Annotated in this window: 19 protein-coding genes; 4 read left to right on the top strand and 15 right to left on the bottom strand. The window is 35.7% G+C overall.

Annotated features, from left to right (window positions below):
* Positions 1-28: 28 nt before the first annotated feature.
* The 4 genes from HWV59_RS24590 to HWV59_RS24575 form a co-directional block, all read right to left on the bottom strand.
* Entirely contained in the window at positions 29-3151 is a 3123-nt protein-coding gene (locus HWV59_RS24590; RefSeq protein WP_175640608.1) for an MMPL family transporter, read from the bottom strand.
* Positions 3152-3153: 2 nt separating this feature from the next.
* The gene (locus HWV59_RS24585; protein ID WP_102228691.1) at positions 3154-3615 is read right to left on the bottom strand and encodes a MarR family winged helix-turn-helix transcriptional regulator; all 462 of its coding nucleotides are present in this window, start codon (positions 3613-3615) and stop codon (positions 3154-3156) included.
* Positions 3616-3750: 135 nt separating this feature from the next.
* Positions 3751-4119 carry a globin family protein gene (locus HWV59_RS24580; protein WP_102228690.1) on the bottom strand — a complete coding sequence of 123 codons (369 nt, stop codon included), beginning with the start codon at positions 4117-4119 and terminating at the stop codon, positions 3751-3753.
* Positions 4116-4421 carry an antibiotic biosynthesis monooxygenase family protein gene (locus tag HWV59_RS24575; RefSeq protein WP_102228689.1) on the bottom strand — a complete coding sequence of 102 codons (306 nt, stop codon included), beginning with the start codon at positions 4419-4421 and terminating at the stop codon, positions 4116-4118. The genes HWV59_RS24580 and HWV59_RS24575 overlap by 4 nt, the downstream gene beginning before the upstream one ends.
* Before the next feature lie 160 nt (positions 4422-4581).
* Between HWV59_RS24575 and HWV59_RS24570 the strand changes: the two genes are divergently transcribed.
* Together HWV59_RS24570 and HWV59_RS24565 are read left to right on the top strand one after the other, a co-directional pair.
* On the top strand, positions 4582-5391 hold the full coding sequence (locus HWV59_RS24570) for an MBL fold metallo-hydrolase (RefSeq protein ID WP_102228836.1): 810 nt from the start codon (positions 4582-4584) through the stop codon (positions 5389-5391).
* Positions 5392-5491: 100 nt separating this feature from the next.
* The gene (locus HWV59_RS24565; RefSeq protein ID WP_102228688.1) at positions 5492-6307 is read left to right on the top strand and encodes a protein-glutamine gamma-glutamyltransferase; all 816 of its coding nucleotides are present in this window, start codon (positions 5492-5494) and stop codon (positions 6305-6307) included.
* A gap of 52 nt (positions 6308-6359) precedes the next feature.
* On the opposite strand, the gene HWV59_RS24560 is transcribed toward HWV59_RS24565, so the two are convergent.
* From HWV59_RS24560 to HWV59_RS24525, 8 genes are all read right to left on the bottom strand, one after another.
* Positions 6360-6755, bottom strand: coding sequence for a secondary thiamine-phosphate synthase enzyme YjbQ (locus HWV59_RS24560; RefSeq protein WP_175640607.1), 396 nt, complete (start codon positions 6753-6755; stop codon positions 6360-6362).
* Between the two features lie 93 nt (positions 6756-6848).
* Positions 6849-9746, bottom strand: coding sequence for an ATP-binding protein (locus HWV59_RS24555; protein ID WP_235991890.1), 2898 nt, complete (start codon positions 9744-9746; stop codon positions 6849-6851).
* A complete protein-coding gene (locus tag HWV59_RS24550; protein WP_175640606.1) occupies positions 9733-10098 on the bottom strand; it encodes a response regulator transcription factor in 366 nt (121 codons plus the stop codon). The genes HWV59_RS24555 and HWV59_RS24550 overlap by 14 nt, the downstream gene beginning before the upstream one ends.
* Positions 10099-10171: 73 nt before the next feature.
* On the bottom strand, positions 10172-13429 hold the full coding sequence (locus HWV59_RS24545; RefSeq protein WP_175640605.1) for a hypothetical protein: 3258 nt from the start codon (positions 13427-13429) through the stop codon (positions 10172-10174).
* Entirely contained in the window at positions 13422-14831 is a 1410-nt protein-coding gene (locus HWV59_RS24540; RefSeq protein ID WP_175640604.1) for a glycosyltransferase family 2 protein, read from the bottom strand. The genes HWV59_RS24545 and HWV59_RS24540 overlap by 8 nt, the downstream gene beginning before the upstream one ends.
* Positions 14821-15870 (bottom strand): HEAT repeat domain-containing protein, encoded by a 1050-nt coding sequence (locus HWV59_RS24535; RefSeq protein WP_175640603.1) that lies wholly within the window; start codon positions 15868-15870, stop codon positions 14821-14823. The genes HWV59_RS24540 and HWV59_RS24535 overlap by 11 nt, the downstream gene beginning before the upstream one ends.
* Position 15871: 1 nt before the next feature.
* Positions 15872-17485 (bottom strand): GGDEF domain-containing response regulator, encoded by a 1614-nt coding sequence (locus HWV59_RS24530; RefSeq protein ID WP_102228682.1) that lies wholly within the window; start codon positions 17483-17485, stop codon positions 15872-15874.
* Positions 17486-17620: 135 nt separating this feature from the next.
* Entirely contained in the window at positions 17621-18304 is a 684-nt protein-coding gene (locus tag HWV59_RS24525) for a zinc metallopeptidase (protein WP_102228681.1), read from the bottom strand.
* Positions 18305-18470: 166 nt separating this feature from the next.
* Here HWV59_RS24525 and HWV59_RS24520 point away from each other — a divergent pair, with 166 nt between their 5' ends.
* Positions 18471-18722: a hypothetical protein gene (locus tag HWV59_RS24520; protein ID WP_102228680.1), complete on the top strand. Its 252-nt coding sequence runs from the start codon at positions 18471-18473 to the stop codon at positions 18720-18722.
* Positions 18722-19717 (top strand): potassium channel family protein, encoded by a 996-nt coding sequence (locus HWV59_RS24515; RefSeq protein WP_175640602.1) that lies wholly within the window; start codon positions 18722-18724, stop codon positions 19715-19717. Before HWV59_RS24520 ends, HWV59_RS24515 begins: the two co-directional genes overlap by 1 nt.
* Here HWV59_RS24515 and HWV59_RS24510 read toward each other — a convergent pair.
* From HWV59_RS24510 to HWV59_RS24500, 3 genes are all read right to left on the bottom strand, one after another.
* Positions 19714-20118, bottom strand: a complete 405-nt coding sequence (locus HWV59_RS24510) for a YugN-like family protein (RefSeq protein ID WP_102228678.1) — start codon at positions 20116-20118, stop codon at positions 19714-19716. The genes HWV59_RS24515 and HWV59_RS24510 overlap by 4 nt on opposite strands.
* Positions 20119-20224: 106 nt before the next feature.
* A complete protein-coding gene (locus tag HWV59_RS24505; protein WP_102228677.1) occupies positions 20225-21577 on the bottom strand; it encodes a glucose-6-phosphate isomerase in 1353 nt (450 codons plus the stop codon).
* A 311-nt stretch (positions 21578-21888) separates the two neighbouring features.
* Positions 21889-23052 (bottom strand): iron-containing alcohol dehydrogenase, encoded by a 1164-nt coding sequence (locus HWV59_RS24500; protein ID WP_175640601.1) that lies wholly within the window; start codon positions 23050-23052, stop codon positions 21889-21891.
* Between the last annotated feature and the right edge of the window lie 65 nt (positions 23053-23117).

Genomic DNA, 23117 nt, shown 5'->3' with positions numbered 1-23117 from the left:
AGAACAAGGCCGAAAAAATGGTGTGTCATCATGCCCGTTTAAAAGGCCACCAGTTTGCTGCTCCAAATGTTTTCACCATAACTGGAATGAATAATGGCAGCACAATTAAAGCATACAAGAACAAACCGGTTAAGATAATGGCCGCAATTTGAATTAGTGAAAGCATTCCAGATGGAATCATCGCTGCGAAAGTACCACCCAGGATAATAACAGCTGATATGATGACTGTTCCCATCTTCTTCATTGCCATTAACATCGCTTGCCCTACAGATAAATCTTTGTATTCATTAAATCGGTCCATTAAGAAGATACTGTAATCAACTCCGAGCGCAACAAGGATGACGAATGCAAAGAAAGGAACTGCCCAACTAATCCCTGTGTACCCGAGAATATTCACAAAAATGACTTCATTTATTCCCATTGCCGTATAATACGTTAGTATCAATGATCCTATTATATAAATCGGCATGATAATCGAACGGAATAAGAATACGAGAATAATAGAGATTCCAATTAACATTAACACAACTGTACGTGAGTAATCATTATTTGACATCGTATTTAGATCAGCATTTGTACTTGTGATCCCACCGATTGCAACCTTGGCATTTTCCAGCTTTGTATCTTTTGTTGCTCTTTCAATTGCTGCATTCACTTCATCCATTTGATTAATTGCTTCATTTGAATAAGGATTACTTGTGAAGATTACATCAAATGTCATCACATTGCGATCATTAGACATATACGTATTTAATGATTCCTCAAAGTCTTCACTTTCTAAAACGTCATCTGGTAGATAAAACCCTGCTGAATCATCTGATTTTGATAAATCTGCTAAATACTCTTGAGCTGATCCTAAACCGTCTGAAACTTGGTTTAATCCATCAACACTTTGACTTAGCCCGTCCGTTAGCTGGTTCATTTGCCCATCAAGGTCTCCGAACCCGTCTAAAAGCTGTTGCTGACCATTAGTTACACCAGCAAGACCATTTGTTAGCTGTGGAATATTATCCACAATTTGTCCTTGACCATCAGCCAGCTGATTTAAACCGGCTTGCTGTTGTTCTATTCCCTTAATTAGTTGGGATAACCCTGAGGAAAGTTCTTTTTGCCCTTCAACTAATTTGGCAAAGTTTGTGTTTGCTAGATTCACTCCATCCGTAAGGTCATTCAGTCCATTGTTTAGTTGATCAATCGTACCTGCTAATACAGGTAATTGTTTATTTGCTTCAAGAACAGTACCTTTTATCGCTAAATAATTTGGATCATTTGCTAGATTAGGATAGGCTGCATTCGCTTCAAGATCTCCAAATTTCCCTTGTATTGAAGATAAAGCAGCTGATAGACCTGAAATACCCTTTCCAACTTCTCCATAATTCTCATAAATGGTGTTTAAGTTACTCTCAACTTCCTTATACCCGGCTAACAATTGATCGCTTCCGGCTTGAAGCTCCTCAGCTCCTGCCTTTGCTTCTTCCAAGCCCTTTTTTATTTCAGTTGATCCAGCAGATCCTTGACGAATACCTTCCTCAATTTTCGCTAGGTTTGTTTGAATTTCCGTCATCCCGGAATTAATTTTCGTTGTTCCTGTGATCAACTCATTGATACCATTTGTTGCTTCTTTCAACTGTGGTGATGAGCTTGACAGCTCACTTTCAGCTTCAGCGAGTCCATCGCTAATTTTACCGATTCCCTCGTTTCCTTCTCCAAGACCCTCTTCAAGTGTTTCTGCTTGTTTTGAAACATAGAAATCTTCTATTTTTTCACCAGTTGGTCTTGTAACAGAACGAACGGTATCGACAAGATCAACCTTTTCTAATTCATTGCTTATCATCTCTGCCAGAGCAATGTATTCTGTTGAATTCATTTCCTCATCATTTTTCAACACAACCTGTGTTGGCATGGATTCACCAGGACCGAAGCTGTCTGCAATTGCGTTAAATGCTTTAATAGAGTTCACATCAGAGCCAATTTCTTCTAATGAATTATAAGAAAGTTCTCCATCATACGTAATCAAGAACGGCGCACATACAGCTGCTACCACTAATAATGCAATAAGTGGTCTTGCTAACGAGAACTTACCGACAATTTCCCAGAATTTACTGTCTTTATGCTCCATTGTACCTTTTGAAGGCCAGAATATTTTATTTCCTAATACAGCCATAAAAAATGGTACAACCGTAAACAATGCAATAATTAAGATAGCTACCCCAACTGCAACAGCTGATGCAGATTGGTAGAGTTTAAATTGTGAGAAACCTATTGCTGCAAAACCAATCATAACGGCTAAACCGCTAAAAAACACAGTTCTCCCGGCATTACGATAGGTTTCAATAATGGCCTCTACAGTGCTCTCTCGATGTGAGAGTTCTTCTTTAAAGCGACTTAGTAGTAATATACAATAATCGGTACCAATTCCGAACAAGACAGCTACTAAGAAAATTTGCGTAAAGTTTGAGATTGGAAAGTTTACAATATCCACAAGGATAGCCACAATTGATTGTGAAGCTAAGTACGTAAGACCAACCGTAATTAAAGGAATAATCGGTGCAATCACAGATCTAAATACTAATAATAAAACACCAAGAATAAAAACAACTGTAATTCCCTCTGTTTTCTTTAAACCTTCTTGTGAACTTGTCATGACATCCTCGTCAATCATCCATCCGCTTGTGTAATAGTGATCAACCTTCACATCTTCAATTGTCTCATACAATAAATCTGAAATTTCCTTGCCTTCACGTTCATTTCGATTAATACTAACAGAAGCTAATATTGTTTTGCCATCATCAGACACGAGCTGTTCTTTTAATGCTTCTTCATTGAAATGAGTGAGAATACTAGCAACATCTAATTCTTTGTTTTCCTCTAAAAGACCAATGGCTTTCTCTGCCTCTTTTATTTCATCATTTGTTAGTTTATTTTCATTATGAAAGACAAGGGCCGCTGTTATTTCATCACCAACGCTATCCTGCTTTTGCACTTCATTTAAAATTTCGTCAGCTAAAGATGATGAATAACCGTCAGGAACACTAATTTGTCCCTTTTCACTAACAAGATTCCCCATGTTAGGAGCTGCTAAAAACAGACCAACAACAACTGCAATCCATCCAATAATAACAAACCATTTTCCTTTGATTATTGTACTCACAGTTAATCCTCCATTTTGCAATCTTTCAGCGTATCTAATTGCGTATTTAATTTTTCATACGTTTCAATAAAAGAAACAATTTCCCTTTCATCAAAGCTCGTGATAATGGACTCCACAAGCTTATGGATTTTTTCCTCTGTTTTTTCAAACAAGTCTTTTCCCTTATCAGATAAGGTTAGATAAATGACACGACGATCCTTTTCATCACGTGTTCTCTTAATCAATTCTTTTTCTGTAAGACGATTAATAATAGCCGTAATTGCACTTTTCTTTACGTCAAAAACTTCAGAAAGCTCTGTAGAAGTACACGTCCCAGCTTTATGTATATACCGAAGTGTATAATGCTGGTCATTCGTAATCGTGTCACCAATGCTCTCTTTAATAAGATTCTCTGCTTTTTTGGTCACAGCGAAACTTACATCTACATACCTATTGATTAAATCTTGTATCAACTGATCGTTCATTAGGAACATGCCTCCAAAAAATAATTAAACAATTTAACTATTAACGTGTTTAACTATAAAACGCCTCCACCTACTTGTCAATAAATAATCTTATTCAAATAGAACTAAAAAATTCTACAGAAAAAAAGAAGGAGATTACACCCCCTTCTCTACTTTCACATTTTCAAGTGTTGCAATTGCAGATTGTAAATATTGCTTATATTTCACGGCCTCATCTGATTGATGTGTATGTAATGCCTGTCTTATCCGATCAAAATTATCAATTAAATGGTCTTCTTTCATTCCCCGTGATGTTAACACATTATTAAGCCAAAGCGCATAGTCAGTAAAAATCTTTTCTTCATTTAGTGAAAAGGCTGTGTCCAAATGCTTAAAATGATGATGATTGTCCTCAACACATTTTTTTCTGCCAATCTCCCCGTATTTTTCAGCTAAACTGGGAAAAGACACATAAATTCCTTCAACAACTTCGTCAATAATCTCTTCTACGATTTCTTTTTTCATTCGGCCACCACTTTAAACCTTTGTACAATCGGCTTAATAGCAGCCAATTCTTGATCCGGATAATTCTTCTCCAGCTCATGTACCTTTTTATACGCATCACTTGTTACCCAGTTTACATAGTCCTGCTTTGTTTCCCATATTATTTGAACGGTTAACTCACCTGGCTTTATTTCGTTTTGCAAGAGCTGAAATGATTTAAAGCCTTTATATTCATCAACTAACTTTGACCTTGTTCGATAAATAGTAATAACTTCTTCCGTTTTCTCTTCTGGGACGTGAAATGTTGAATGCACAATGTACATGTTAAATGTCTCCCTGTTTAATTTATTTTTCTTTTCTTAATTATAGTTCAAGATAAGATAGGAGAAAACCAATATCCCATACCTTAACAAAGTCATACTCTGAGGATTTTAAGAAATACTAACATTATTATAAGAATCTGGAGGTTATAATGTGGATAAAATGCCCCTTACTTCGATTACAAGTGGAATGGGTTTAGAGGTTGCGCCAGATGTTTATTGCTTTTCTGTTCAAATTGTTAATGTCGTTTTTCTTGGTAACCCGAAGGAGTCAAATGAATTTGTATTAATTGACGCAGGTATGCCAGGGGCGGAAGAAGTCATCATAGGAGAGGCTATAAAGAGATTTGGAGAAAACTGCAAGCCTTTGGGGATCGTACTAACTCACGGCCATTTCGATCATGTTGGTGCATTGCAGGAATTAATCAACAAATGGGATGTTCCTGTGTATGCTCACCCTTTGGAACAACCATACTTAAATGGAAAAAGTGACTATCCACCACCAAACCCTAAAGCAGAAGGACTTGTCGCAAAGATGTCTCCGTTATTTCCAAGACACAGTATAGATATAGGCTCTCATTTACAATTATTAAATGGTGATGGCAGTGTTCCATGTTTACCAAATTGGCGTTATCTTCACACTCCTGGTCATACACCTGGACATATTTCCTTATTTAGAGACAGTGATCAATTCTTAATCGCAGGAGATGCCATAACAACAGTGGAGCAAGAATCTCTATACGATGTGATCACACAAAAACAGGAAATGCATGGTCCACCGGCATACTTTACTCAAGATTGGGAAGCTGCAGAACAATCAGTTAAAAAAATAGAAGCTCTTCAACCCGAAGCAACTATAACAGGACATGGTCTCCCGATGACAGGAAAAGAGCTGCAAAGCAATTTGAAAATTCTTGCTGACAACTTTAGAGAAACAGAAATTCCTAAAAATACCAACTACAATCCTATGTAATTTTAGAAAAACGTATTAAAGTATGAATTCAGTATTTTATTTCTATCTTCGATTGCACCACCATACAATATAATATGACAATTTCCTTAGGAGGGACATCATGATTGTTATAGGTAACCGTGTGGTGGATGCAAACACTTTAAAATCCTCCGATTTTGAGCCAGAAAAAAATGAAATGATTGACAAAATGAATCGCTATCAAGAGAATTATTCTTTTTTAGATATTCAGCATTTTGAATTCACCCTACACCTGCGTTATGCCACCATCCAAGCCGCTCGTCAATTATTAGCTAGTAAAGCTAAGTTCACAACCTTTGAGGGAGCGAGGTGTAATGAACAGTTTTGGCAGTTAACAGAACAAGGCGGGTTTAAATTAAGACCAGGGGTAGACCCTTCCGTTGCCATTTCAGATATTTTTCAAAATGGTAGAGAATACGGATTTGAATGTGCAACAAGTATTGTCATTATTTTTTATAAAGCTGTACTAGACTCAATTGATGTGGCTCAATTCAATCGTATATATCAAGGTTTATATCTACGTGACTGGCAATCTGATAATGATTTGCCATTTTTTACCCGGCGGGGAAATGATTATATTCCAGGGGACTGTTTATATTTCGATAACCCGCAATTCAATCCGCAAACTCCACATTGGCAAGGTGAAAATGTGATAGATCTAGGAAACGATTTATACTTCGGACATGGTATTGGAATAAAGACTGCTGATGGAATCATAGAATCTTTAAATAAGCGCCGCAAGCCATATCCGACAGAATCCGCTTTTCTGCTTTCACAGGTAACCAGACTAGACCATCTGTATCTCTACCGTTTTTCACTTTCCAGAAATCGGGTTCCTCAATTTATTGATACAAGGACAATTGTTGGGAAAATTGGATTTCAATATTATTATATTTAAAAAAAGCATCGGTAAAATCCGATGCTTTTTTTAATATGCTATTTTTTGTTTTCTACCAACCTTTGAGGTGAAAATTCCGTTGCCTCGGTCCATCAAATTCACAAAAATAGACACCTTGCCATGTTCCCAGTAAAAGTTCCCCATCTGAAACAATAATCGTTTGGGAAGCTCCAACCGTGCTTGCCTTCATATGAGCGGCTGTATTTCCTTCCGCATGGAGATCCTTCGCAACTTTCCATGGATACATTTCATCAAATCTTCTTAACATATCCGTTTTTACATCCGGATCTGCATTTTCATTAATTGTAATTCCAGCAGTCGTGTGTGGACAATATACGAGGACCTGACCATCTTGAATTTGCTTTTCATTGACAAAAGCTTGGACAATATGTGTTATTTCTTTCATTTCATCTCGTTGATGAGTCTCAATTGTATACTTCTCTATCATTTAAACCACACCTCTCTTTGATATCTATTCCTAGTATATACCATTAAAAGACGGAGTTTAAACAGATTCATTATGGAGTAACATGTTAGGAATCTATCGCTGGTCTTCACTATTTTCTTCACTAGGAATCAATATTTGACCGCTCCAATCCTTTTTCAATAATGTTTGAAGAATGAGTTTTGACAGTTTACTCGGCTGATACGGTTTGATCAAATACTCATTTGCACCTAAAGCTAACCCCTTCTCCTTTTCATCCAATGCAGAAGAAATGAAAATTGGGATCGATTTTAATTCGTCAATATTTTTTAACTGTTTAATAATATCCCAGCCATCCAGTCCTTTTTCTTCCAACATAATATCAAGAACAATCGCATCCGGTCTCTCTACTTTTATTGCTTCCAAAGCAGTTTCACCATTACTAAAAGTTTTAACATGAAAGTTACTTTCTTCCAGCTCTGTTTTTAGTAAATTTGCAAGGCTATTATCATCTTCGACAATAATGACATTCACCTTTCCTTTCGGTGACGTTACTGCATGTTTATCTTTTGCATGATCTCCTATTCCGATAACTAACGGGAAACTCACTGTAAAGATACTACCTTTTTTAAGTTCTGATTGAATAAGTACATCTCCATCATGTGCCTTCATGATTTCTTTAACGATTGCCAAACCTAGGCCTGTGCCACCAATTCTTCTTCGATCAGAATTATCAACTCGATAAAATTTGGTGAATAATTTATCAATTGCTTCTTCCGGTATTCCGAGGCCTTCATCTTTTATCGATACTTTTAATTTCGTATCTTCTTCAAATACTGTAATGACAATATTTCCACCATTTGGAGAATACTTAATTGCATTACTTATTAAGTTTGTAAAAACCTGGCTGATTTTATCCTTATCACCTAAAACCATTGTATTAGAGGTTTGGACATGATATTGAATTGAATGACTCGGATAATTCACTTGATGTGTTTCAACGATAGTAGAAATAAGCGGAACAATATCATCGAACTTTTTATCATAGGTTTGTTTTCCCGCTTCCATTCGTTGAACATCTAAAAAATCATTGATAAGTACAGTTAGTCGTTTTGCTTCTTGGTAAATTGTTGTTAGATATTTCTTTTGTCTTTCAGGTTTTAATTCTCTGTTCAACATTAACTCAGTAAAACCTAGAACACTTGCTAGAGGTGTTCGCAATTCATGGCTCACCGTACTTACAAACTCAGATTTCATGACATCAACTTCATATTCCTTTGTAATATCACGATAAACTACGACCGTTCCGAATTTTTCCCCGTCACGTGTAAGTGGCTCACAGTACACTTGAATGACTTTAATAGTTGGACTTTGTTGATGAAAAACAAATGACTTACGATCTGTTTTTCCTTCAAGCACAATTCGGTCAAAAAACGCTTTTAGTTCCTGGCGATTATCGGCATTCTTCAATAATGTTTCCAACCAATTTTTATATGAGTTTTGGAGCATTGTTTCTCTTTGAGATTCAATAATGTCACACATCTTTGTGTTAACCTGCAAAACAATACCATTCGAATCAATTAACTGAATACCTTCATTAATCGTATCTAAAATATCCTGGGTCAATTGACGTTCCCCTTCAGATAATTCAAAGATTCGGATCTTATCTAAAGAGATGGCAATTTGTTTACTTAAGCCATTGAATTCGACTAATTCCTCGTCAGTAAACGCTTGATCTAACCTTGTATACACCATAACAGCTTCCATTAATCCAGATGAGGACAGAACAGGCATATAAATATCAAAGCAGTAGGATGTTTGAGTATGAAAACCTTGCTCTTCAGTTTCACATTTACGCTTAATGATAAAAGGCACTTTTCTCTCCTCAAGTCTAATCATTAAGCCGGAATCTAAGTGATTGATAAATTGCCTTACACCCTCCTCTGAGACTCCAAAGCTTGAATGTGGCAGGCCACGGCTTAATAGGACAATTAATCCCTTATCAGCACCAATTACTTCACACATTGTTTCTACAATACTTTTTAATACTTTCTGTTTATCAAGTGTGTTTGCTAGTCCATTGACTAAATCATTACGTCGTTTAAGGTCAAGTTCTCGTTTCTGGGTCGTCTTTAAAGCTTCTTCAAGCTCATTTTGCTGTGCTTGTAACTCATCCTGCTGAGCAAACAATTCCTCATTTTGTGCGCTTAAATCCTGTTCTTTGTCTTGAATACTTTTTGTCATCTTTTCGAAGGCAATGGAAAGGAGGCCAAGTTCATCTTCACGTTTTGTAGAGTCATTAAAAAGAATTGGATTACCCTCTGCAATTTCACCGGCGGCAAGTGCTAGTTTTTTTAGTGGCTTCCCGATACTAACAAGCATTTTTCTAGTGAAAATAGCCATTGCACATATTAATAGGAAGAGGAGACTACCAAATACAACCTGACTGATGAATATATTTTTGCTATAAGTATCATGTAATGTGGATAGTTGTTTATCCAGATTCCCGGTGTACTCTTTTATATTTCCTTGATATGACCTTATAATTTCCGATGCATTTTGACCAACCGCTATATTTATAACTTCACTCGTTTGACCATTATCGTAAAATTCTTTTGATTTTGGCATCGTATCTTCAAAATAATAACTATAGAAGCCTTGAATCTGCTGAATAAATAATACATCATCTTCGCTATCGACCACGCCCTCTAATTCATCAATCTTTTTCTTAACGTTTTCCTTTTGTTTTATAACACTATTAAAGTAAGATACTCCACCATCAAAGGCATAATATGCTCTCATTTCAGAGATAGCTAAATTGAATGAATAGTCTAACTCTGAGGTAATCGCATCTTTCTTTTCCAGTCGGTCATTGGTCTGTTCAAAATCATTTGTTATATTGTTTTGATAAATCAATAACCCTGTCAGCAAAAAACTAAACGCTAGAATGATCGAAATGGTCAACAAACTAAATTGTCTTGCTAAACTGGTTTTTAAGTATTTATTCAGCTTCACCTAAAATCTCCTCAATTCTTTCAACAAGCTGAATGGGGCTGAAAGGTTTTGACATAAAGAAATCAGCACCAGCTTCCAATACATTTTGTTGATCAGATGCTTGACTTTTTGCACTGAGCATCATAATTTTTGTTTGAATTTGATCTTTACGTATCATTTCAATTAATTCCAATCCCGTGTATACAGGCATCATATAGTCAAGAAGAATAAGATCATAGTCATTTTGTTTGATGAGATCATAAGCCTCTTCCCCATCACAAGCTTCATCAATGATGTACCCTTCATCTTCAAGTGTATCTACAACAAGCATTCGTAATACTTCTTCATCCTCTGCAAGTAATATCCTTTGCATCTTAAGTCTCTCCTCTGTTAAAAATCCCAGACCCGAATAAGCTTATATCAAGTCTGAGATTTCTTTTCTTTTATTAATCTTTCATTATCCTTCCAAACGCCTCTTGCAAGTAATCATAGGATTTTTTCAACCGTTCATGGTAGGTTGGTTCTTCCCACTTATCCCACGAATACTTAATCCATTCTCCTTTAGAAGAAGGTATTTGCTGTACAGATTCTTTATTTTTGCTTGAAACCACAATTTTGGCAAAAACAGAATCAATTGTTTCTGAATTATCTTCTAGAGATTTCCCTGACCATAAATCACCTATAATTTCTTTCTGACTAGGGTCCTTTACATTCAACAGTAACCAAGGCAAGCGGAGTTCAAGTGTTCCATCTTTTATATAGAAATCCGCAAGAGAAGAGGAATTTTCCATCTCAGGATTGCCATTACCATATGTTAATTTACCTGTTTCATAATCAGAAAAAGGTACTTTTAGTTGTCCCTCTTCATTATTTATCGTCAATTCTTTATTAAGTGTTAAGCGAATAGGATGATATACCCCATTATTTTTTTTGTTCGCATAATTTTTCATTGGAATCATCTCAAGAAGATGTCCATAGTGATAGTAAAACGTGTCATAATAACTATCAATTAAAACCCTTGATGTTTCTTCACCATTAAGCTCTACGACAAAATCGATTCCATCTTCCTTCACACTATCGACGCTTGGAATAGTCGACTGTCCTTGACCTTTTATTGTGTCTAACAGGAGCGACGTATTAAAATTCTTAGGATTCCATTGTTTTTCATCATAATCAATACGGATAAACAAGCCTCGTTCATCACTGGACATAAAAATATCTTTAATGATGTCTTGTTCTTTCCCCTCTACAATTGGCTGCTCATTTCTATTCTCCCAATCGGAGGTTTCTCCATCTATAAGCAACTGCTTTTCTTCCGTATCCGGATCAAAGCTCAGCAAACCAAAATGCTGCTCATTTGTTTGGATATTATCCCAGTATGGTCTGCGGTTAGGATTATCATAATCCATCGTGTTCCATGTCCGTTTGAACCATTCATCCTGCCATGCAAAAACGAGACCGCCAGCCATCTTTTCTTTAACTATGTCTTCATATAAACTAACTAAATATTGGCCTTGCTCTTGTTCCGAATGGTGACCTTGGTCATAACCATGGACGTTTTCATGTGTTAAACCTCTAGATGCCGGAATCCCATATTCAGCAACTAGTACGGGCATATCATGATGTTCTTTCATATCATTTAGATAGCCTGCATAGTTATTCTTTTCTCCCCGATGATCAACATAGTTTACGTACTTTTCCTCGTAGTTTAAGAAATCAGGGTAATACGGATAAATATGATAAGATGCAAACACTCCCGGGTAGAATGTTTCCTTCGCTTTAATTAGATTTGGATTTATTGATACCATATCTTCTTCTTCACTTGGTTCAGCAGGATGCTCTAATAGGTCTGTAGTTACCCAGTTCGTAAAACTCATCGGATGCTGCCAGTTGTATGTGTCTGCTTCATATTTTGCTGTAAAATCCATCATCTCAGCAAGCCACACTTCAAAAGGTGACGAATTTGAAGTTGTAAAATATTGTCCATCAAAGCTCGTTTTGTCCGGGTATTTCTCATTTGTTCTTACAACAGCTTTAGGATCCCACTCAACCCCAATAACCCAACCTAATAAATATGGAGACAAATCATGAACATATTTCCCACTTGCATGTCCAGCCCTTTCTTCAATAAAAGCATTTCCATGAATAATATCAATTGTCCGTTGTATCTCTGCTTTAAAATCATCCATTACTTCAGGGTCATAAGCTGTTTTTTTCTTATCCTCATCAAAAAAGACATCCTCATTTACCCATACTCCATGGAATAAATAGATTGGATTCTTCGTGCTGATATTATGTTCAAACAAAGCTTGATAAAATGCAGGTGGATGAATTGTGTAAACACGAAGTGCATTTGCGTTCATTTCACTTATTTGATCAAACCATCTTGCATACTCTTCCTTGGTAATCCCGGTTTCTCCGGGGAAAGTTCCTGGTTTCGCGATCCCCATATTAACGCCTTTTATCAGCATATCTTCCCATTTCCCATTTTTATAAACTTGAAGATACTCGTCACTTGCAGCACCAGTCAGTTTTATACCTTCCTTGTTAAGGATTTCAGGCTCAACAATAGCTTTCTGATTAGTGCCATAAACCTTCTCTTTAGTTAATATTTCAGTCATCATTGGAACATAAGCTTTCCAAAAGAAAGTATCTGTTCTCCCTTCTCTTTCAAACGAAAATAATTTTTGCCACCACGACAATCCATTCATTTGAAAAATAGTTGGAACTTTTTCCTGATCAACAAAATCACCTGCAAAGTAGTAGGTGTCATATGATTGATCTTGATGATGAATGACAGCAGGAAATTGAATTGGAATTCCATGATCTTCTAATTTTTGTTTGCCGCTATCTGTTAATGATAATTCAAATGTTGCTTGTACCTCTTCTTCATTCCGTGCCTCCACAATATCAAACCAATAATTATATTGAACAGGCTTTGTTAAATCGAATTGGTTTTGCCCATTGTCTGTTAACTGAAATAATGCATGATTTTCCGACATATCTTTGTCTGTTAACACGACAACTTGATCTTTCTCATTAACAAAAACAAATCCGTTTCCTTTAAATTCAAAAGGCTCTTTATATTGTGCTTCGTAATTTTGCTTTACCCAGACAGGCACTTCACTATTAGTTAAATCATGGAAATACCTTCCCATCCAGCCAGTCCAATCTAAATTCAATAAATGATAAAAGTCTCCCCTTACATTTGTCTCAGTTGGAGAGCCAAATGTATTAAACTCTGCAATTAATGTTTGGTTATTTTCTATTAATGAAGCATTTAGTGCTTGAACTTCCCCTTGTGTTATACCTCCATAAAGTAGCTCTGACCGATTCCCCTCCTGGTTACCGCCCATATATTCATCTTTGTATACGCCGTATCCATCGGCTAAATATAAAATATCATAAGAAGATAAATCTTCCGGAAGGTCCCGTGTTTGAAACTCCGGCGGATTGTCAGTTGGAACAAAGCCTACATAATCATCCTCTTGATTATAGGTAGTTCCCTCTTTTTTAAGCTTTAAATGGTTTAGTATCCAGATCAATCCTTTATGCTCACGGTAAGATTGATCCGGAACTGTTTTGTCGACAATAAGTACGTTAAGATCTTTACTTGCTTTTAATTGCCATGTCCAAAAAGGAGCTGAGAAAATCATAAGCAGTAGTAGAAATCCAACTGAAAGAAATACATTTTTCTTAGTCATTTGACACACCTTTTCTCACCATTTCTCCCCAACCTTTTTTCCCTGTTACCATCTCTATCATTCCCTCTACCCTCCATATAACTGTAAGAGGACGATACCAGAGTGTTTCTGTCATGGAAACAAGAAAAAGGATGACAAAGTGTTTTACCTTAGGATATCTTTCCATACTCCACTCCTCTAATAAAACAGACGCCATGGAATATATAGATCCATAAATAAGTGAAAGAAGGAAAAAGATAATGGCGAATTCAAAAAAAATACTTCCGGTAAAAATAGAGATAATTAGAATGATATACCCAATCAACTCTATTAACGGTCCTAAAAATTCAACAAAAAAGAAATACGGCATCGAAAATAATCCAATTGATCCATACTTAGGATTAAACATAAGTTTTCGATGTTTCCAAAGGCTATCAAACAAACCTTTATGCCATCTTTTTCGTTGACGGCGTAAATATTTAATAGACTCAGGTGCTTCGGTCCAGCAAACCGGATCCGGTACATAGATAATTTTTTTATTTGCCTTTTTTTCTTTAATTAATCGATGAAGACGAACAACTAATTCCATATCCTCACCAACAGTGTGAGCATAGCCGCCTGCTTCAACCACCCATTTCTTTGAAAAAACACCAAAGGCACCTGATACAATTAGAAGTAAGTTGTTTTCACTCAAACCAACCCTTCCTGTTAAAAACGCCCGCAAATACTCGATAATCTGCATAATAACAAGTGGTTTTCTCGAAAGTTCCACATTAACGAGTTCACCGTTTTGGATATCACATCCATTGGCAATTCTCACACTGCCCCCAGAGGCAATCACCTCATCATCAGATTCTATAATTGGTTTTAATACTTTAAGGAATGCATTGCGCTCAATAATTGAATCTCCATCAAGTGAGCAAAAATATGGATATCGTGATAAATTAATTCCTGCATTTAAAGCATCCGCCTTTCCTCCATTTTCTTTGTCAATGACAATTAAATTAGGATAGATAGTGGATTGATAAATTCCCTTTACTTCTTTTGTTTCCAATTGCTTTCGTATGACACGATTAATTTTTATCATGTTAAAACGGTCAATAAGTTTTTCCAGTGTATCATCCTTTGATCCATCATTTATAATAATAATTTCATATTCTGGATATTCAATACTGATCAATGACCGTATACTCCCATAAATTCCGGCGGATTCATTGTAAGCAGGAACAAGAATAGATACCGGCTTTGTAAATTCCGATTGTAACAATTCCTCATATGGCTCAAACTCGTCTAGTTCATATGTTTTTCGGATATGAAAAAGAGAAATGATTAACATACCACCATAAACAGCAATAATTACAAACATATATATCAATATAACCCAGCTACCGACAACTAAGAAATCAGACCAATTAATGATCATCACCGCTCTCTTTGCTAATCCATTCCTGTGCCATATCCCTGGCAAATCTATCTGTTGTTTCCTCTATGACTTTCTTTAGCATGTTTATTCCACCTTTAAACTGCAGAATTGCTTTAGCTGCTTCTGCCCTGACAACGTACTCATGATCTGATAATAAAGTAATAAGTTGATGTTCAAAAACACTTAATCTTCTTGCCCCAGCTACCTTTGCAGCCATCATTCGTACCTGCCAATTAGATGATGAAAAGAAAGCTCTTAACGTTGTTTCATTCATTGGTGCACCTGTATAAGCATAAGCTTTTAAGGTTCGTATTCTCATTTCTTCATCATCACTTTGAAGCAATTTCTCTAGGAGATTGTGGTGATGCAAGTATTGTTTCTTCCCAATTGTTTCAATGATCATATATTGCATCTGTTTAGAAAATGTGTCAAAGTCTTTGACTAATTCGTTAAAAGAATCCTCCTCGAAAAGAGATAGGATTGTTAATAAATCAAAGTCAGAAATAGATGAATCCACATTCTTTATATATTCAACTGTTTTGTTATCATTAAATTTTGCAAACAACCTTAGCATTTGAATTTTTTCAGTGACAGAAATGTGCTTTTTATTATAAATATCGTGTAAAAGATCTACTAGGTGATCCATGTAAAAGTCTTCAATTGAATAAAGAGCATTCATCCGTAAGCTCCACCGTTTTTTCTTTATCTGATCAACAATATAATTTGTTAAATATCTTTTGGCAAAGTTACTTATTCTTTGCTTAATATCTTCACTATCCAATACATCCGCATACTCATTAAGAAGTTCTATAAGGGCAATAAACTTTTCCTGACTTCCATCTGGTTTTAAAGAGCCTTCATTACCTGATTGTAAAAAATGAAACATATCTAATCGATATGTTTCTTTATATCCTTCAATTTTTTTTCTCGTTTCATTTCGAATTCTCTTTACAATCATCATGTACAGAAAAAGACTAACTAAAAGAAAAAACATTCCAAGAAAAAAAATAAGGAGAAAAACGAGACTCAATTCAATCATATTATTTCATCCTCTTAATTAAATGGCCTAACCGTGTTTCGAGCTCCAACAGCTTAAATGGTTTTGTAATATAATCATCTGCTCCTAATTTTAATGCTCTCGTGATGTCATGTTCGCTTTTTCGTGACGTTAACATCATTACAGTAAATCTCTCTTGATATGGAAGGGCCCTAAGCTTTTGCAATACCTCTAATCCATCCATTCTAGGCATCATACCATCTAAAATAATTAAAAATTGTTCATTATTTTTCAAATGCCAATCTGCTTCAATAAATTCCATACCATCTTTAAACGTCTGAATATCAACAGTAAAATCGTCCATAATTTTACTTTTGCTAATTAAATCCTCCAACATTGTTCGAATAATTGGATCATCATCCACTATTCCAACATGAATTGGTTTCTTTTTAATCTCCAGATTATGAACTGCTGCCACCTTAATTTGATTTCTTCCAGCCTGCTTAGCTTCATAAAGGGCAGCATCTGCAATTTCAATATTCTTTTTTAAATCAGTTTCATTTGATTGTACTTCATGTATACCTGAAGAAAATGAACAATAAAACTCCTCATCATTTGCCTCAAAGGGAATGTTGGAAAATTCCTTTAAAATTCTTTCAAGTACAAGCTTAGCTTCCCTAGTTTTTGTTTCAGGAAGCAGAATAATGAATTCCTCCCCGCCATATCGGATAATAATGTCATTAATACGCAACCCTTTTCTTACCGTATCAGCAAATGTTGCCAATACCTCGTCTCCTACGATGTGACCATACGTGTCATTTACATTTTTAAAGTGATCCAAATCTAATAGAGCCATACAAAATGGTTGTCGTCTTCTATTCAAACTACTTACAAAGCGGTCATAGGTTTGTGGTAAAAACTTGCGATTATATACTCGTGTTAGTTCGTCAATTAACATGACATTATCAATTGCCTGCTTTCTTTCTAATTGACGGTTTATACGGACAACAAATTCTTCTATGTCTATTGGTTTATGAATAAAATCATCTGTACCTAGCTTATAGCTTTTGATTCTTAACTCTTTTGATTGATCATTGCTTATCATGATTGTTGGAATAAATTGCTGTTTCATTTTTTCTTTAAGTTGTAACAACACATCCAACCCATTCTTGTCTTTCATATGAATATCAATAATGACACAACTAGGATTTAAATCATAATAAGAGTTGATCGCTCGATCAGGGTCAGCAACAGCTATAACAATCCAATCGTTTTCTTCCAACTTTTCCTTTAAATACATTAAAAGAGCTGTATCATCATCAATTAGTAAAATTAGCTTTTTATCTTCATATTCACTTTTTCTTTCAATAATTTCATCGATATTTGAATATTCCTCATAGTAAATGATAGAAATAAGAGGTAGTAAAAAAGATTGTAAGTCCTCTTTTTTCCACTCCCTTTCTTCATCCAAATTTAGTTGACCCATTAGTTTCCTTGCCATATCACCGGCAACTGTAAATCCTATTGTTGATGCTGTTCCTGCAATTGAATGTAAAAATCTATATACTTCCTTATGTTGAATAACTTCCTTTTCATTTAGCCATGTTTCAAGCTGTTTCTTTACATTTTTCACCAATAACTGAAAATATTTATTCATTGGTCTCTCCCATTTTAGTAACAATATTTTTCTAAAATTTACTATTTCTATATGAGAATGTATCATATATAGCTTTAATTGCCTAGAATAAACTTTATTTTTTGACAATTTTCGACTTTCGAACTATTTATAGTTTTATTCTCGATTTCCTTGAGAGAATATCGCAATAAACTTAAATAGCTGAAGCAAGGATAAAAGTGCAGCAGCAACATATGTTAGAGCAGCAGCATTTAAAACTTTACTAACGCCCCGTTCCTCTTCATTTGTCATCAGCCCCTCAGAAATCATAATATGCTTCGCTCTTGAACTTGCATTATATTCTACTGGAAGGGTGACAAGCTGAAAAGCAACAACAGCTGAAAAAAAGATGATACCTAAACCAATTAAATTGAAACTCCCTAATAAAAATCCCCCGAACAATAAAAATGGAGCGATACCTGATGTGAAATTTACAATAGGAAACATTTTATGACGTAGAACAAGTGCTCCGTATGCCTCACTATGCTGAATGGCATGGCCAACTTCATGTGCTGCAACTGAGACAGCAGCAATTGATTGACTGCCGTATACTGAATCCGATAACCTAACTGTTTTTCGCATAGGATCATAATGATCTGTTAACGCCCCTCTTATATGCTCAACCGGTACATCAACTAACCCATTCCGATCTAGTATTTTTCTCGCTATCTCAGCACCTGTTAATCCTGAAGATGAGTATACTTTTGCATATTTTTCAAAATTTCCTTTCACCCTAAATTGAGCCCATAATGAAAGTCCGAAAGCAATAATAATTAAAAAATCCAGTGGATGAAAAAACATTGTATATACCCTCCTTATAAGTTGTAATCCCTAGTTATAGTGTGAGCAAAAGCATTTTTTCTACCATAGAAATTTAATTTCCATAAATACGCAAGCTACGTCTGCATGGTGTACATACTAAAACTAATAAATGATTATGATCGTCTTACGAAGGATGTGATACTACTTGAAAGTGACCGATGAAGAAAAGAAACTTTTAAGTGAAGCAATAGATAAAATGAACGAAGGCTTAGATACATTTATCGGGTTTTATAATGACTCCGAAGAAGATAGGGCATTAATAGAATTTTCAGAAGAGACCGTCGAGACGATAGAGAAAGCTATTAAGGTTTATGGCAGAGAGGAAGTAACAGCAAAAATCAATACTATTGTTAAAGAGGTTTTATCATTTTTACCTAATAAGAAGGGAGAATCATAATGGCTAGAACAAATAGAACAATTGTTCAATGGCTTCGCTGGCCCATTCATTACCGGATTACCATTATCGTTCTCCTTATTGTTCTGGTATTTGGGGAAATCATTTCACTTGTGGAGCCCAAGGAATTCCCCACAATTTTTGATGGAGTTTGGTGGGCTGTTGTCACTGTTTCTACTGTAGGATTTGGAGATTATGTCCCTCAAACCTATGTTGGCAGAGGTGTAGCTATGCTAATGATATTAGCCGGAGCAAGTTTTGTTACTGCTTATTTTGCTAGTGTATCAACCGCGGCTATTAAAAAGCAACATTCCTATTTAGAAGGGAGAGTTAGGTTTACAGGAAAAAATCATATTGTCTTAATAGGTTGGAATGAAAAAGCCAAAGAAATGGTTGACTCTCTTCAAGCAGTTAAACCCTTTAAACAAATCGTCCTTATAGATTCGTCATTAAAAGAATCACCTTTAATCGAGAACGTACATTTTATTAAAGGAAATCCGATCCATGACGAAACTTTATTAAAAGCAAAAGTCCTTGACGCAGATGCAGCGATTATTACTGCTGACCAACACAAAAACGAACAAGATGCAGATATGAATTCTATTCTCGTCCTATTAGCATTAAAAGGGATTAACCCTAAACTATATTGTGTAGTTGAAATTTTAACAGAGCAACAAAATAATAATGCAACAAGAGCAGGAGCAGATGAAATCATTAAAACCTATAAACTAACAAGTCATTTAATGATGAGTAGTTACCTTGCCAAAAGCGGTTTGTCATCATTTTACTCGGAGTTTAATCCAGCTACAGGAAATTCATTCAAAATCATTCCAGTTGATTCTAGATTCATTGGTAAATCATTTAGAGAAGCCAGTTATGAACTGCTGGAAAACGAATCGATCTTAATTGGTATAAAAAGAGGAGATGAGGCAAAAGTAAATCCACCCCTCTCCTATACAATTCAACAGCATGATTTTCTAATTGTCTTTACTCACTAATCTAATAATGCAGCCTCAAGCTCCTTCACTAGCGCCTTCCCCAAATCAATATATTCTTCCGGGAAGGTTGCATCCTTATCAACCGGCTCCTGAAATTGATCAAAGGAAGCACTAAAATTCCCAATATGGACATGGTCATCTAAACCTATCTGATATTTATGTGATAAAAGAAAAGGTGTTCCAAGCTTGACTGTTGTATTTCTTGAGTCAAGCTGACCATCTACTGATGTAAAAGGAATTCTCAAAAATTGATAGCCAACTTCTGAATCCATTTTATAATCAAAGGAACCGTGGTCATAATCCCAGTTTCCACCAATATCATATCCTAAAGGCTTAAGTGTTTGTTCTAAGTCATATAATTGAAATGTTTGTCCTTCTAATCTTGAACGAACTTCAATCATGGCAAACCCTCCTTTTTCTTTAGATTTGCCCATTTGTGAAAAATCATGCTATAGCTAATTTCAAATTAAAAAGGCCGACAATTAGTCGACCTTTTTAATTTGAAATTTATTTTTCTAAGCGTTTTTCAAGCTCAGCTTTTTTCTCTTCAAAGCCGGGTTTTCCAAGTAATGCAAACATATTTACTTTGTATGCTTCAACACCTGGTTGGTCAAATGGATTTACTCCTAATAAGTAACCGCTCATTGCACATGCTTTTTCGAAGAAATACACTAAGTAACCAAATGTGTACTCATCCATTTGAGGAATAGAAACAACTAAGTTTGGTACTCCTCCATCAGTGTGAGCTAACATTGTACCTTGGAATGCCTTTTTGTTAACGAAATCTACAGATTTACCAGCAAGGTAATTTAATCCGTCCAAATCACTTTCTTCTGCTTCTACAGTTAGCTCATGACGAGATGTTTCAACATTGATAACAGTTTCAAAAATGTCACGACGTCCTTCTTGTACATATTGACCTAATGAATGAAGATCTGTTGAGAAGTTTGCAGAAGAAGGATAAATTCCTTTTTGGTCTTTCCCTTCACTTTCACCAAATAGTTGCTTCCACCATTCAGCAAAGTATTGAAGTCCTGGCTCATAGTTAATAAGCATTTCAATTGTTTTCCCTTTATTATAAAGAACATTACGAACAACTGCGTATTGGTATGCAGGGTTTTCCTCAAGCTCGGACTTACCAAAGTCGTCACTAGCAGCTGCAGCACCTTTCATCATTGCCTCAATATCAACGCCTGTTACAGCAATCGGTAACAAACCAACAGCTGTTAAGACAGAATAACGACCGCCTACATCATCAGGAATGATAAACGATTCGTATCCTTCTTCAGTAGCAAGTGTTTTTAATGCGCCACGAGCTTTGTCAGTTGTTGCATAGATACGTTGTTTTGCTTCCGCTTTGCCGTATTTCTCTTCAAGTAGTTTTCTGAAGATACGGAATGCTAAAGCAGGCTCTGTTGTTGTACCAGATTTAGAAATAACATTAATGGAGAAGTCTTTTCCTTCAAGTAAATCAAGAACATCATTCATATATGTAGAGCTAATGTTATTTCCAACAAAAATGACTTGTGGAGCTTGTCTTTGTTCTTTCGCTAAAGAATTGTAGAAAGAATGATTCAGCATTTCAATAGCTGCACGAGCTCCCAGGTATGAACCGCCAATTCCAATGACAAGAAGAACATCAGAATCATTTTTGATTTTTTCTGCACTTTTTTGAATACGTGCAAATTCTTCTTTATCATAGTTTTTCGGCAGATCCACCCAGCCTAAGAAATCACTTCCAGCGCCAGTTTGTTCATGAATAGAATGGTGTGCAACTTTTACAAAGTCACGTAAGTATGTAATTTCATGTTCGTTAAAAAATGGTAAGGCATTCGAGTAGTCAAAACGTACATGCGTCATAACAGTTTTTCCTCCATTAATCATCATTATATTATAGCTTATTATCACTTTATCTAAACTGATAGGTTAAATCAAGCAAAGATCTTTATTGTAAACGTTATCAATAACTTTTATTTTTTCTTTTCTTATTTCTTAGTTCTTTTATACATAAACTGTTTTCAAATAATTAGATTTTTTAATATAAGTCCCAGTGAATGGTTGATTCGAGCTCCAGGAGCTCGAATCAAACGGTACAGTTTTCTTACAAAGGATTTTATAATAAGCAGCCTTCTAAAAGTAGAAAACACGGAGAACCTCCGTGTTTTCTACTTTTATAGAGAAGCAGTTAAAATAGCAACAACATCTTCCTTGTTAAGCTGTTTAAAGTTTCCGAATTCACCGTTGATCATGGCTTTATCTGCCATGAGATCAATATTTTCATCGGTAATGTCATAATCCTGTAATCGGCTTGGAGCACCGATGCTACTCCAGAATTCACGCAGTCGATCAATTCCCTCCAAAGCAACAGTTCGGTCGTCTTTACCTGTTGGGTCAACGTCAAACACGTTTACTGCCAGCTGAACAAAGCGAGAAACATTAACGTCAAGATTATGCTTCATCCAGTTTGGAAAAAGAATTGCCAGACCTCCAGCATGTGGAATATCATACACAGCAGATACCGCATGCTCAATATTATGACTTGCCCAATCACCACGATATCCCATTTGCAACTGTCCATTCAAAGCAATTGTTCCTGAATAAAGAATGGTCTCACGTAGCTCATAATTCTCTAAATCCTCAATTAATTTAGGTGCTGCTTCGATAACTGTTTTAAGTGTTGATTCACAGAAACGGTCTTGTAATGGGGTATTTTTCGTATGATGAAAATACTGTTCAAAAATATGTGACATCATATCAACAATTCCATATACCGTATGATTCTTTGGAACCGTAAATGTATTTACAGGGTCTAAGATTGAAAACTTAGGAAAAGTTAGCGGACTTCCCCAGCCGTATTTTTCTTTTGTTTCCCAATTTGTAATAACAGAGCCTGAATTCATTTCTGAACCGGTTGCAGCCAATGTTAAAACAGTTCCAAATGGTAAAGCTTCTGTTGGAATATGTTTCTTTGTCACAATATCCCAAGCATCACCTTCGTATTTTGCTCCAACAGCAATCGCTTTTGAACAGTCAATAACACTTCCGCCGCCTACAGCTAAAATAAAATCTACATTTTCCTTTTTACAAATCTCCACTCCGCGATGAACCGTTGACAATCTCGGATTCGGTTCAACCCCGGCTAATTCAAATAGGTTAAGATTTGATTTTTTTAAGATCTCAACGACTTGGTCATATAAACCGTTACGCTTGATGCTTCCTCCTCCGTAAACCAGGAGAACATTTTTTCCATATTGAGGTATCTCTGCTTTTAATTGCTCGACTTGTCCCTTACCAAAAATAAGTTTTGTCGGATTATAATATGTAAAGTTTTCCATCCATTATCGCCTCCACAGTTTAGATTATGTAATTTTCACAATTTCTTGTAAAGAAATCTGCTTTT

It is taken from the genome of Metabacillus schmidteae, assembly GCF_903166545.1.
GTDB classification, from domain to species: Bacteria; Bacillota; Bacilli; order Bacillales; family Bacillaceae; genus Metabacillus; species Metabacillus schmidteae.
This window is presented reverse-complemented; position numbering and strand designations above follow the sequence as displayed.